Source organism: Curtobacterium sp. A7_M15, assembly GCF_030705415.1.
Taxonomy (GTDB): Bacteria; Actinomycetota; Actinomycetes; order Actinomycetales; family Microbacteriaceae; genus Curtobacterium.
The window spans coordinates 1-12,700 of sequence record NZ_JAUZED010000101.1; the positions used below are offsets into that span (position 1 = coordinate 1).

Below are 12,700 nucleotides of genomic sequence, written 5' to 3' on the forward strand. Positions count from 1 at the left end.
GGCCTCGGCCGCGTCGGCGGCCGAGCGGAGTGCTGCGACGGTCGCGGGGACGCCGGACTCGTCCGGTTCGTCGACACCCGCGGCCTGGGCGAACCGGTTCAGGGCATCGCGGACCCGGGCGTCGGCGCCCTCGACCTCGGCGAGGACGGCACGGCGGCGGACGGCGAGTTCGTCGGCGGTCCGGTCGTAGACCTGCGTGCCGAACAGCGACTGCAGGAGCTTCCGGCGCTCTTCCCCCGGAGACCGCAGGAACCGCGCGAACTCGCCCTGCGGCAGGACGACGGTCTGCAGGAACTGGGCCTTGTCGAGCCCGATGATCCGGGCGATCTCGACCGCGACCTCGGGGATGCGCGAGGACATCGGCTCACCGGCCACGTCGGCCGGCCCTGCGAGCCGGAACAGCTGCGCGGAGGCCTGCTGCTTCACACTGCCGGTCCCCCGCTGCTTCGGGCGCAGGTACTGCGGCGTGCGCCGGACGCGGTACACCCCGGCACCGGTCTCGAAGACGAGCTCGACGAAGGGCTCGACCGCGGGGTCGGCGTGCTGGCTGTGCAAGCGGTCGTCGCTCGCTTCCGCACCGGCCAGCCCGCCGTACAGCGCGAACACGACGGCGTCGATGATCGTCGACTTGCCGGAGCCCGTCGGTCCCTCGAGCAGGAACACCCCGGAGGCGGCGAGCGCGGCGAAGTCGATCGAGACGAGGTCCGGGTAGGGGCCGATCGCACGGAGTTCGAGTCGGTGCAGGTACATCAGCGGTCCCCCTCACGCTGGAGCGCCAGGGCGGCCGCTTCGTAGGCCTCGGTCAGGATCGCGCGGTCGTCGTCGTCCGGCGCGGTGCCGGTGGCGAACGACACGAAGTCGGCTGCGACCTCGACCGGGTCGGACGTCGCGGTGACCGCACGCGCGGCGGCACGCTCGGCGCGGCCCGCCGGCTCGTGCGTGACGGCGAGGGCGTGCGGGAAATGGTCCTTCACCCGGGCGTACATCCGCTCGGGGTGGACGGTGTCCGTAACGGCGACACGCACCCAGGCGTCCGCCGCCGAGCGGTGCGCCCCGGCCTCGATCTCGTCGATGGTCGCCCGGACGTCGACGAGTCGGCGCGGCACGGGCGCCGGGACGAGCTCGGCCGTGACCTGCCCCGTCCCGTCGAGGTCGACGACCGTGACCGACTTCTGCTGGTGTCGCTCACCGAACGAGAACGCGAGCGGTGACCCGGCGTAGCGCACGCGGTCGCCGTCGCCCACCCGCTGCGGTCCGTGCAGGTGCCCCAGCGCGACGTAGTCGACGCCGTCGAACACGGCACGCGCCACCCGGTCGACACCGCCGACGCGGATGTCCTGTTCGCTGTCGCTCGGTTCGGTCCCGCCGACGAACGCGTGGGCCACGACGACGCTGCGTGTTCCGGGACGCCCGGCGAGGTCGTCGCGGACGCGGTCCATCGCCGCACCGACGACGGCCTGGTGGGAGCGCGCGAGCGGCTCGTCGGGCACCGCCGCGAGGGCGTACCGGGTGAGGTCGGGGTGCAGGTACGGGATGCCGTACACGGCGACGGGGCCGTGCGCGTCGTCGACGAGGACCGGGTCCGCGATGCCTGCGGGCTCGGCGAGGATCCGCACCCTCGGGTCCATCACACCTGCACCGAAGCCGAGTCGTGCGGCGGAGTCGTGGTTGCCGGGCGTGATGACGACGGTGGCCGTCTCCGCCAGGCGTTCGAGCACCCGCGACAGCATCCGGACGGCGTCGACGGGCGGGATGGCCCGGTCGTAGACGTCCCCGGCGACGACGACGAGGTCGACCGCGCGTGCCCGTGCCTGGTCGACGAGCCAGTCGAGGAAGGCCGCCTGGTGCTCGAGCAGGTCGGCACCCAGCAGTGTGCGGCCGAGGTGCCAGTCGCCGGTGTGCAGGATGCGCATGCCGTCACGGTAGCGCCGGCCGGGGACATCCCCGTGTGCCCCGCGGCGACCTGTGGAGAACTCAGGCGCAGCTGAGGGTGGTGCCGACGAGGGCGGTCTGCACGCGTGTCGTCGCGGTGCTCGTCGACGTCCAGTTCCCGAGGTAGTTGACGCGCACCGTGACGGTGTACACCTGTCCGAGGTTGAGGAGGCCGGAGCCGGTGACGCGCACGGGCGAGGTCGCTCCGGTGGCGAGCACCGTCGTGCCGCTCATCACCGAGAACGAGGTCGCCGTGGGGCCGCCGTACGCGAAGCCGATGTTCACGGAGCCGTCGCCGTTCGCCGTACAGGTGAGTGCGGTGGCCGGAGGCACGGTGAGGGCGGCGAACGAGGTGGACGTGGACGTGGTGTGCGACCAGGGCGCCGCGACCGCCTCCGACGGCAGCAGGACGCCGGCACCGCCGGCGAGCACCAGCACGACGGCTGCGCCGCCGAGGCGGCGGGACCGACGGGTTCGGCGGGCCGACCGACGGAGGGTGCGGCGGCTCACGACGGTGGTCGCGTCCGAGGGGACGTGCGGGGCGGGGTCGACCCGCGCCTCCCGGCCGTCACCGACACCGTCCGGCCCGTCCCCCGCGTCCGGGGACGGATCGTCGTCGGAGGACGACCCCGCGGGTTCCACGAGCCGCCGCAGCGACCCGTCGACCGTGCAGAGGGCGAGCACCGCGACGAGACCGAGCGCGAGCATCCCGATCTTGCCCCACTCACCGCCACGGAGCCAGACGATCGGCGCGCCGACGAACGGGACCCGCAGGAAGGCGATGCCGTGCACCGCCGACGGTTCCACGGGCGTCGAGTCCTGCTGCGGGTTGGCATCGCCCTTCGTGACGAGCGTGCCGCGCGGACCGTCCTCGACGTAGCGGTGCATGCGGAGGTGCCCCGGCTGGTCGGGGTCGTCGACGAGCAGGACCTTGCCGACCCGGACGTCACCTGCCGACACCGGGCGGGAGACGACGACGTCACCGGGAGTGAGCCGCGGCTCCATCGACCCCGTCATGACCGTCGTCGGCTGCCAGCCGATGACGGCGGGAGCGGCTGCCCAGAGCGCGAGCCCGAGCAGGGTCGCGACGACTCCGCGGGCGAGCGTCGCGACGACGACGCGCCCCCAGTCGACGGCGTCACGGAGCACGTCGTGCGGCGTGTGACCGCCGTGCACTTCGATGCTGACCATGACTGCCTTCGACCGGGGGCGCGTTGTCGGACGGTGACGGTCGGGCCCGCATCGGGCTCGGTCCCGGACGTCACGAGGGTGGACGGGAGCGTCCGACTCAGCTGTTCTGGGCCTCCCAGGTGAAGCCGAGGGCTGCGGTACCGCCCTGCACGGTGTTCGGTGCGGTGCTCGAGACGGTGTAGGTGAAGCGGTAGACGCGCGACTCCGAGCCGCTGCCGGTGGGGGCCCAGGTGCCGACGCCCGTGGCGAAGTTGGTCGACGCCGAGCCGAAGCCCGCGACGGTGCCGCTGTAGAGCGTGCCGCTGGTCGACGCCGGGGTGAAGCCGGTGCACGAGCCGAAGCCGCCGCCGGTGCCCTGCTCCACGGTGAGGTTGATGTTCGACGCGAGGGCGTTGGTCGTCGCCGCGTTCGTGCCGTAGAGCTTCACGGTCGACGGCAGCGTGCCGGTCGAGGTGACGGTGATGCAGTTCGCGCCGGTCGAGCCGGGCTTCAAGCCGGTCGCGTTGAACAGCGCGGTGTTGTTGTCGTCGTCGGTGAGTGCGACGCTGCCGGCCGTCCAGTTGCTGGTCGGGTTGACCGTGGTGGCGGAGAACGCCGAGTAGGACGCGGTCGAGACCACGACCCCCGACGCCACGAGAGCGGCGGGGATGGCGATCCAGGCGGCGAGACGGGCGGCGCGAGGGGTGACACGGGACATGGCTCAAGCTCCTGATCCTGGAAGGGGCGTCGTGGTGTGCGGTGGTTGGTCGCGGCGACGCCGTCTTGCTACGACGATCAAGCTACTTGAGCGCCGTGTGGCTCACAAGTGGAGCTTCACCCCCACAGCTGGGGGTAGCTCGATGAGTGAGATGCTTGTTCAATGAGCAGCACGGCGGCGTGCCCGCGCCGTCCCACCGATCGCACCGGCGATCACCACCCGAGAAGAGCCGCCCGATGACGGACACCACCCCCGCGCTCCCGCGCCCCCTCGATGCCCCCGGGCTCCCTCCGGCGCCCGTCTCCCCGACCGTGACCGTCCCCGAGACGGACCTGGAGGGGGACGTCGCGAAGCTCCTGACCGCCTTCCGCGTCCTCCAGATGCAACACGCGCGCGTCCTGCACCACGAGAGTTCCGCCCGCGGGCTGAACGCGACGGACACCCGCTTCGTGTTCTTCCTCGCGGCAGCCGACGGCGAGGGGGTCACCCCCAAGCAGGCCGGCGAGTACCTCGAGCTCTCCACGGGGGCCATGACGAGCCTGATCGACCGGCTCGAGAAGCGCGCCCACATCGAGCGGCGCCCGAACCCCGACGACCGCCGCAGCATCCTCATCCACCTGACCCCGTCCGGGTCCGAGGTCGCGCGAGAGATCGGTGCCGTCTACTCGTCGGCCTTCCGCGACGTGATCGCACCCGACGACCGCAGCCGGCTCGCCGACGCCTTCGACCGACTCGGGACCGCGCTCGAACGCCGTTCGCGATCGGTCACCGCCGCGGCGACCCTCGCCGGCCTGCAGCCGTGACGAACGGTGTCGGAGACCGCGCGTAGCGTTGCCGGCATGACCCCCTCAGAGCTCCTCATCGAAGCGTTCTCCCGCGTGCCGTCGACCGTCGCACGAGCACTCGACGGGCTGTCGGAGGACCAGCTGGCCGCCCGCCCGGCCGCAGGTGCGAACACACTCGCCTGGCTCGCGTGGCACATCGCACGCGGGCAGGACGCGCAGGTCGCGGACCTCGCGGGCACCGAGCAGGTCTGGACCGCGGACGGCTGGGTGGAGCGGTTCGGACTCCCTTTCCCCGCAGAGGCGCTCGGCTACGGCATGTCGCGTGACGACGTCGGCCGTGTGCGTGCCTCCGCCGAGCTGCTGAACGGCTACCTCCGGGCGGTGCACGAACGCACCGTCGCGTACGTGGGCACGCTCGAGCCGGCGGACTTCGACCCCGTGGTCGACGACGCCTGGGATCCGCCCGTCACGCGTGGCGCGCGACTCGTCAGCATCCTCGACGACTGCACGCAGCACGCCGGACAGGCCGGGTACGTGCGCGGGTTGCTCTTCTTCAACCGCTGACGCGGCGCGTCGGACGGGGACGCAGGACGGGAGGCGCGGTGCCAGCTGGCACCGCGCCTCCCGTCCTGCGTCTGCTCGCGACTACCGCGCGGCGAGCTCCGCCACGATCCCGTCACCGGGTGCCGCCTCCACGAGGTCCGCCTCGATCTCCGCGTTCTCGAGGATGCCCTCGATCTTGCGGCGACGACCGCGCGGGACGATCGTCACGACGGTGCCCTCCTTGCCGGCCCGACCGGTGCGGCCCGAGCGGTGCATGTACGCCTTGTAGTCGTCGGGGGCGTCGGCCTGCACGACCAGCGAGACGTCGTCCACGTGGATGCCGCGGGCGGCGACGTCCGTCGCGACGAGCACGTTCACGCGTCCGCTCGTCAGCAGCTGCAGGTTGCGCTGCCGGCGGGACTGGTTCAGGTCGCCGTGGAGCGAGGTCGCGCGGATGCCGGCGTCCTCGAACTGGTCGGCGAGTCGCTCGGCGTAGGCGCGGGTCCGGGCGAACACGATGGTCTTGCCGTCACCGGCGACGAGCTCCTCGAGGAGCTGGTCCTTCTGGCGCTGCTCGACCACGAGCACGCGGTGGTCGATCGTCGACGAGGCCTGGTCCTCACCGGCGACCTCGTGGACGCTCGGCTCGTGCAGGAACTGCTCGACGAGCGACGCGACCTGGGCGTCGAGCGTCGCGCTGAACAGGAGCTTCTGGGCACGGTTGCCCGCCGGGGTGACGTCGGCCGTCGCGGAGAGGATCTCCTGCACCGACTCGAGGAACCCGAGGTCACACATGTGGTCGGCCTCGTCGAGCACGGAGATGACGACCTCGCTCAGGTCGAGCGTCCCCTTGTTCATGAGGTCCTGCACGCGCCCCGGAGTCCCGACGATGATGTCGACGCCGCGCTCGAGCGCACCCACCTGACGGCCGTAGGGCACGCCGCCGTAGATCTGCGTCGTGAAGAGCCCGACCGAGCGGGCGATCGGCTGCACCGTGCGGTCGATCTGCAGGGCGAGCTCACGGGTCGGCGCGAGGATGAGCGCCCGCGGGGCACGGCCCATCCGGCGCTTCGTGCCACCGCCGTTCTCCATCAGCTTCTCGACGAGCGGTGCGCCGAAGGCGATGGTCTTGCCGGAGCCCGTGCGGCCGCGGCCGAGGACGTCCTTGCCGGCGAGGACGTCGGGGATCGTGGCGGCCTGGATCGGGAACGGGTTCGAAGCGCCCATCTCGGCGAGCGTGCGCGAGATGTTGCCGCCGATGCCGAGGTCGGCGAAGGTCACGCCCTCGACGTCGGCCGCGACCGTTGCCTCGGCCTGGAGCTTCTCGAGCTTGACGTCGTCGGCGGGGACGAAGGACTTGCGCTCTGCGTCGTCGCGATCGAACCGACGGGGAGCGCGGTCGTCGCGGTCGAAACGACGGGGAGCGCGGTGGTCGCGGTCGAACCGGCGCGGGGCCCGGTCGTCACGGTCGAAGTTCCGACGCGGACGGTCGTCCTGGTCGCGACGGGGAGCGCGGTCGTCGCGGTCGAACCGGCGCGGAGCGCGGTCGTCGCGGTCGAACCGGCGCGGAGCGCGGTCGTCACGGTCGAAGTTCCGTCGCGGACGGTCGTCGGCGTCACGGCGGGGCGCGCGGTCGTCGCGGTCGAACCGGCGCGGGGCACGGTCGTCACGGTCGAACCGGCGCGGGGCACGGTCGTCGCGGTCGAACCGGCGCGGGGCACGGTCGTCACGGTCGAACCGTCGGGGAGCACGGTCGTCACGGTCGAAGTTCCGACGCGGACGGTCGCCGGCGTCACGGCGCGGCGCACGGTCGTCGCGGTCGTCACGGTCGAAACGACGCGGGGCACGGTCATCGCGGTCGAAACGACGCGGGGCACGGTCGTCACGGTCGAAGCGACGTCCGCCGCGATCGTCGCGCTGCGGGCGACCCTGTCCACCGTCGCGCGGCTCCCAGTTCGGACGGCTCGGGCGCTCGCCCTGCGCCGCGCGGCCACGACGCTCCTCGGCGTCCCAGCGCTGCTTCTGCCGCGGCGCGGAAGGGTCGGCGGCACGGAAGCCGCGGTGCTTGCTGCTGCGAGCGGCGGGGGTGCCGTTCGGGTGGCGGACACGGTCGGAGGCACGGTTGTCCGCGCCGCCCTTGTTGTACGGGGCCATGGCTACTTTCTCGGGGTGCGCAACGTACCGCAGCGCCCGGCAGCGACATCGGCGGGGGCTTGCGTGCGGAGAGGGGGTTCTTCCCGTCGCGGATCGACGTGAATCCAGCCCTCGAGCAACACACACCCAAACGAGAAACTCCGTGATCGCAATGTCACGGCGTCGAAGGCCGACCGAGTGAGTCTACGCGATCCGACCGGCGCTGGCCAGCCCACCGCCGGACCGGAGCAGCGCGGCGGGGGCGATCCGCGCCTCCTGGACCGACCGCGGGTCAGGACTCGGCGAGCCGCTGCCGCTGCTCGGCCACGTCGAAGTCCGCCGCGGGCCACGTGAGCTGCATGTCCTCGAGCGTGCGGAGCAGGAGCTGCTGCACGGCGAGCCGGGCGTACCACTTGCGGTTCGCCGGGATGACGTACCAGGGGTTCGCCGCGGTCGAGGTGCGGTCGAACACCGTCTGGTACGCGGCCTGGTAGTCGTCCCAGAGCAGACGCTCGTCGATGTCGCCGGGGTTGAACTTCCAGTGCTTGTCGGGGCGGTCGAGCCGATCGCCGAGCCGCTCGCGCTGCTCGTCCTTCGAGATGTGGAGCATCACCTTGACGATGCTCGTGCCGGCCGCCGCGAGTCCGTCCTCGAAGTCGACGATGGCGCCGTAGCGACGCTCGATCTCCTCCGGCGGGGCGAACGCGCGGACCTTCTGGATGAGCACGTCCTCGTAGTGGGAGCGGTCGAAGACGCCGAGCTGACCGGCGCCGGGCAGCTGTCGCTCGATGCGCCAGAGGAAGTCGTGCTCGCGTTCCTCGGCGGTGGGGGCCTTGAACCCGGCGTAGTGCACACCGTTCGGGTCCACCGCGCCGACGACGTGCGAGACGACGCCGCCCTTGCCCGCGGTGTCCATGGCCTGGAGCACGAGGAGCACGCGGCGCTGGTCCCCGGCGGTGGATGCCGCCCAGAGGCGCTCCTGCAGTGCGGACAGTCGGGAGGCCCCGGCAGCGAGCGCCTCGAGCCCGTCGATCTTCCGCCCGGGGAAGCCCGGGGTGCCGTCGGGGTCGACCCGGTCGAGGCGGAAGCCGTCCTCGACGCGGAGCAGCGGTTCGGGGTCGGCGTTCCAGGCCTTGCGACGGCTCACGGGTCCTCCTGCGGGGTCGTCCCCATCCTGGCACCGGTGGACGACTTCGTCCGGTGGTGGTCCTCGGGGCCGATGACGGGTTCGTGGGTTCCTCCCGTGGGTGGACGACGACGTGCGGCGACCGGGTTACCGTTGGTCCGATGAGGTCAGGCCGTCGCACGCTGCTCGCGCTCGTCGCCGCGGTCGTGGCGCTCGGCGCAGTCGCGTCGTGCAGCACGGACCCGGTGGGCGACGAGAACCGCACGGTCACGGCCGACCCGGTCATCTACCCGCTGTCGCTCCGCTACCACGGCATCGACGTCGTCGCCGATGTGCCCTACGGCGCGGATGCACTGCAGCGGCTCGACGTCTGCCTGCCGGCGGACAGTGCGCCGGACACCACGACGACGCCGACGCCGACGCCGGGCGGGACTGCGTCGGCGACGGCGGACGATGCCGGGGCCGATGCGGCCGGGGTTGGGGCCGGGGTTGGGGCCGACGCCGGCGTCGAGGGCGTTGCCGACGCCGACACGGTCGCCGAGGCAGCCGGCGGCACGCGTCCCGCCGTCCTGATGATCCACGGGGGCAGCTGGTCGCACGGCGACAAGGCGACCGCCGCCTACCGCTCGGTGTGCAAGTACCTGGCGTCCGAGGGCTTCGTCACGTTCAACGTCGACTACCGCCTGGCCCCGACCGACCCCTTCCCTGCCGGGCTGGATGACGTCCGACGCGCGCTCGACTGGGTGTTCCGCCCGACGACCCTCGCCACCTACGACGTGGACAGCGGGCGGGTCGGGGTGTTCGGGGGGAGCGCCGGTGGGAACCTCGCGGCGATGCTCGCCGTGACGGACCACGAGTCGACCGCCTACGCCGAGGGCGACCGGATCCGGGCCGTCGTCGACCTGAGCGGCCCCACGAACCTGACGACCCGGTCGACCGAGCCCGACGGCGTCTCGGCGTCGTTCCAGCGGAAGCAGCTGCTCTACCTCGGGTGCCGGACGTACTCGGACTGCCCGGCCGCGACCCGGGCGTCGCCGGAGTACCACGTGACCTCGGACACGGCGCCGTTCTTCATCGGGCACTCCACCGACGAGTTCATCCCGCTGTGGGAGTCGCAGGAGTTCGCGGCGACGCTCCGCCGACACGACGTGCCGGTGACGTTCGTCGCGGTCGAGGGGTCGGCGCACTCCATCGCCCAGCTCGACGAGGCGATGAGCAAGCGCGTGGCGAGCTTCCTGCGGCAGCACCTGGGCTGAGGCGCGGGGCGTCGCCGGCCACGTGCCCCGGCCGGGTGGCACCCGGAGTCGGGACTGCCGCTCGGGCCCCGCGCGCCGCAGACTTCCGGGGTGACCGACACCTCGATGCGCCCTGCACACGCGACCGCCTCCCGCTGGGAGCGCCACTCCTCGCTGCAGACCTTCGCGGAACTGCTGCTCGGCCTGTCGTTCACCGCCGCGGTCGCCTTCGGCGGGTACGCGGCCGTCACCGGGCACATGGCAGTGCTGTCGCAGGTCGCGGGCGTGGTGTTCCTCGTGACGCTGACGTGCGTCCTCGTCTCGTGGTTCCGCGCGGTCGAGCGCGAGGAGGCGCCCACGGCAGCGCGGACCGCCACCGTCGTCGACCCGATCTCGGCGATCGACGCCGAGTACCGCCGCTAACCCGCGGACTCCTCGGGGGAGCCGTCCCGGTCGAGCCGCGCGGCACCACGATCCGCCCGCCCGGCCCGCCGGTCGGCCCGCTTCTCGAAGAACCCCTCGACGAGGGCGTACAACGACGGCAGCACCACGAGGGTGAGCAGCGTCGACGACACGAGTCCGCCGATCACCACGAGCGCGAGCGGCTGCGAGATGAACCCGGACCGACCGGTCAGCCCGACGGCCATCGGCAGCAGCGCGAAGATCGTCGCGAGCGCGGTCATGAGGATCGGCCGGAGTCGCCTGGTCGCCCCCTCGACGAGCGCGTCGTGCACGCGGAGCCCGCGGCGCCGGTACTGGTTCACGAGGTCGATGAGGACGATCGCGTTCGTGACGACGATGCCGACGAGCATGAGCAGACCGATCAGCGATGCCACCCCGAGCGGGATCCCCGTGAGGATCTGCAGGAGCAGCGCACCGGTCACCGCGAAGGGCACGGACACGAGCAGGAGCAGCGGCTGTCGCAGGCTCCGGAACGTGGCGACCATGATCACGTAGACGATCAGGACCGCGACGAGCATGGCCAGCAGGAGCTGGCTGAACGCCGACGACTGACTCGAGGCGACGCCGCCGATCTCCGCCGACGCGCCGCGCGGCAGGTCGAGTGCGTCGACGGCCGCCGTCACGTTCTGCACGGCGGCTCCGAGGTTCGTCGAGTCCGGGGTCACCGTGATCGTCGCCGTGCGGACGGCGTTCGAGGTGGTGATGGTCGTCGGCCCCTCGGCCTGCTCGACGGTGGCCAGGTCGGACAGCGGTACCGTCCCGGTCGAGGTGGGGATGGACAGGGACCGCAGGGCCGCGATGGTGGTCGGGGGCGCGGGGTCGGCGATGTACACGTCGAGTGTCGCGTCGTCGATCTCGATCGTGCCGGTGTCGCGCGGCGAGACCGCCGCTGCGACGATCCCGCCGACCTGCGTCTCGGTCAGCCCGCGCTCGGCGGCGGCCTGTCGGTCGACCCGGACGGCGAGGTACGGCTCGGACGCCGACAGGTTGCTCGTCGCTCCCGTGGTGGCGTCCACCTTCCGCATCTGCCGCAGCACCGACGCCGCCGCGGTGCGGAGCTCCGCCTGGGTCGGCGCGGTGACGTCGACCTCGATGTCGCTCGAGCCGCCGAAGCCACCGCCGGCCGACGAGAGGCTGACCTCGCCCACGCCGTCGATCCGGTCGATGCGGTCGCGCGCGGTGGACTGGATGGTGGTCTGGTCGTCGTCGGCGTCCGTCGTGACGTTGTACTGCACCGAGGCCGATGCGCTCCCGCCGAAGGCCGCCTGGATCGACTGCCCGCTCGTCCCGATCGTGGTCTGGACGGTCTGCACGCCGTCGACGCCGCGGAGGACCCGTTCCACCTTCCGCGCCGCGTCGGACTGCTCGTCGAGGCTCGTCCCCGGCTCGAGGTCCTGCGTCACCGTGAAGGTGTTCTGGCCGGAGTCGCCGAGGTAGTTCGTCTTGACGAACGGGACTGCCGCCGCGGTCCCGCCGAGCACGAGGACCGCCAGCACCACCACGAGCGCCGGCCGTCCGATGGCCCAGCGGAGCACCGGCTGGTAGCCACGTCGGAGTCGGTCCGAGGTGCCGGCGTCGTGCAGGTCCTCGGCCGACGACAGCGCGGTGGTCGCCGCGGACCCACCGGCAGCCGGGCCACCGGCCCCCGCGCCACCGCCAGCACGCTCACCGGCAGCCGGGTCAGCGGGCTCACCGGAAGGGGCCGGCGTCCGGAGGAACCAGTACGCGAGCACCGGCACGATCGTCAGCGACACCAGCAACGACGCCACGAGCGCCATGGTGACGGTGAGGGCGAACGGCCGGAACAGCTCCCCCACGAGCTCCGCGACGAACGCCACCGGCAGGAACACGGCCACGGTCGTGAGGGTCGACGCGGTGACGGCGCCGGCGACCTCCCGGACGGCGTCGAGCACCGCACGGGTCCGGTCCACCCCCGGCTGCAGGTGCCGCTTGATGTTCTCGATGACCACGATCGAGTCGTCCACCACGCGTCCTATCGCGATCGTGAGCGCGGCCAACGTGATGACGTTCAGCGTGTACCCGGTCGCTCGCATGCCGATCGCGGCGAGCAGCACCGAGGTCGGGATCGAGATCGCGGTCACGATCGTCGACCGCACGGACAGCAGGAACAGCAGGATCACGAGGACGGCGAACCCGAGACCGAGGAGCCCCTCTTCGGCGAGGGAGTCGATCGACTGCTGGATGTACGGCGCCTGGTCGAACACGACGGTGAAGCGGGGGTCACCGGCGACCTTCGCCTCGATGTCGGGCAGGGCGTCACGGACCGTCTTCGACACGTCGACGGTGTTGGCCTCCTGCGTCTTCGTGATCGCGATCGTCAACGCCGTCTCGCCGTCGACGCGGCTGATCGAGGTGCGCGGCGACTCCTCGATCGCGACCTTCGCCACGTCACCGATGGTGGTCGGCGTCGCCGCGGCGGTCCCGGTGGTCGACCCACCGGCGGTCGCCTCACCGGCGGTCGGACTGGAGGCGCTGCTCGCCCCCGACGGACCGCCCGCCGCCGTCCCACTGGTCGCGCTCGACGACCCGGTCGCCCCGGTCCCGCCGGTCGCGCCCGCCCCGCCGGTCGCGCCCG

General features: G+C 72.4%; 11 protein-coding genes. 4 read left to right on the forward strand and 7 right to left on the reverse strand.

Annotated elements, in window-relative coordinates:
* From Q7F20_RS15005 to Q7F20_RS15020, 4 genes are all read right to left on the reverse strand, one after another.
* Positions 1-750: SMC family ATPase (locus tag Q7F20_RS15005; protein ID WP_305740873.1), on the reverse strand; the 750-nt coding region annotated here is incomplete at its 3' end.
* Positions 750-1,913, reverse strand: coding sequence for an exonuclease SbcCD subunit D (locus Q7F20_RS15010; RefSeq protein WP_305740874.1), 1,164 nt, complete (start codon positions 1,911-1,913; stop codon positions 750-752). The genes Q7F20_RS15010 and Q7F20_RS15005, both read right to left, overlap by 1 nt.
* A gap of 61 nt (positions 1,914-1,974) precedes the next feature.
* Complete coding sequence (locus tag Q7F20_RS15015) at positions 1,975-3,123, reverse strand: S24/S26 family peptidase (protein ID WP_305740875.1); 1,149 nt, start codon at positions 3,121-3,123, stop codon at positions 1,975-1,977.
* Positions 3,124-3,220: 97 nt separating this feature from the next.
* Positions 3,221-3,820 carry a hypothetical protein gene (locus Q7F20_RS15020; protein ID WP_305740876.1) on the reverse strand — a complete coding sequence of 200 codons (600 nt, stop codon included), beginning with the start codon at positions 3,818-3,820 and terminating at the stop codon, positions 3,221-3,223.
* Positions 3,821-4,056: 236 nt separating this feature from the next.
* On the opposite strand from Q7F20_RS15020, the gene Q7F20_RS15025 reads away from it, so the two are divergent.
* Positions 4,057-4,623, forward strand: a complete 567-nt coding sequence (locus Q7F20_RS15025) for a MarR family winged helix-turn-helix transcriptional regulator (RefSeq protein WP_305740877.1) — start codon at positions 4,057-4,059, stop codon at positions 4,621-4,623.
* A 36-nt stretch (positions 4,624-4,659) separates the two neighbouring features.
* Positions 4,660-5,169 carry a DUF664 domain-containing protein gene (locus tag Q7F20_RS15030; protein ID WP_305740878.1) on the forward strand — a complete coding sequence of 170 codons (510 nt, stop codon included), beginning with the start codon at positions 4,660-4,662 and terminating at the stop codon, positions 5,167-5,169.
* A gap of 81 nt (positions 5,170-5,250) precedes the next feature.
* Here the strand turns inward: Q7F20_RS15030 and Q7F20_RS15035 are convergent, their stop codons facing one another.
* Positions 5,251-7,302 (reverse strand): DEAD/DEAH box helicase, encoded by a 2,052-nt coding sequence (locus Q7F20_RS15035; protein ID WP_305740879.1) that lies wholly within the window; start codon positions 7,300-7,302, stop codon positions 5,251-5,253.
* Between the two features lie 271 nt (positions 7,303-7,573).
* Entirely contained in the window at positions 7,574-8,428 is an 855-nt protein-coding gene (locus Q7F20_RS15040) for a PPK2 family polyphosphate kinase (protein WP_305740880.1), read from the reverse strand.
* A gap of 140 nt (positions 8,429-8,568) precedes the next feature.
* Between Q7F20_RS15040 and Q7F20_RS15045 the strand changes: the two genes are divergently transcribed.
* Positions 8,569-9,663: an alpha/beta hydrolase gene (locus Q7F20_RS15045; RefSeq protein ID WP_305740881.1), complete on the forward strand. Its 1,095-nt coding sequence runs from the start codon at positions 8,569-8,571 to the stop codon at positions 9,661-9,663.
* A gap of 90 nt (positions 9,664-9,753) precedes the next feature.
* Positions 9,754-10,065: a hypothetical protein gene (locus tag Q7F20_RS15050; protein WP_305740882.1), complete on the forward strand. Its 312-nt coding sequence runs from the start codon at positions 9,754-9,756 to the stop codon at positions 10,063-10,065.
* On the opposite strand, the gene Q7F20_RS15055 is transcribed toward Q7F20_RS15050, so the two are convergent.
* Positions 10,062-12,700, reverse strand: a 2,639-nt coding sequence (locus Q7F20_RS15055; RefSeq protein WP_305740883.1) for an efflux RND transporter permease subunit, incomplete at its 5' end; no start/stop codon positions are given. The genes Q7F20_RS15050 and Q7F20_RS15055 overlap by 4 nt on opposite strands.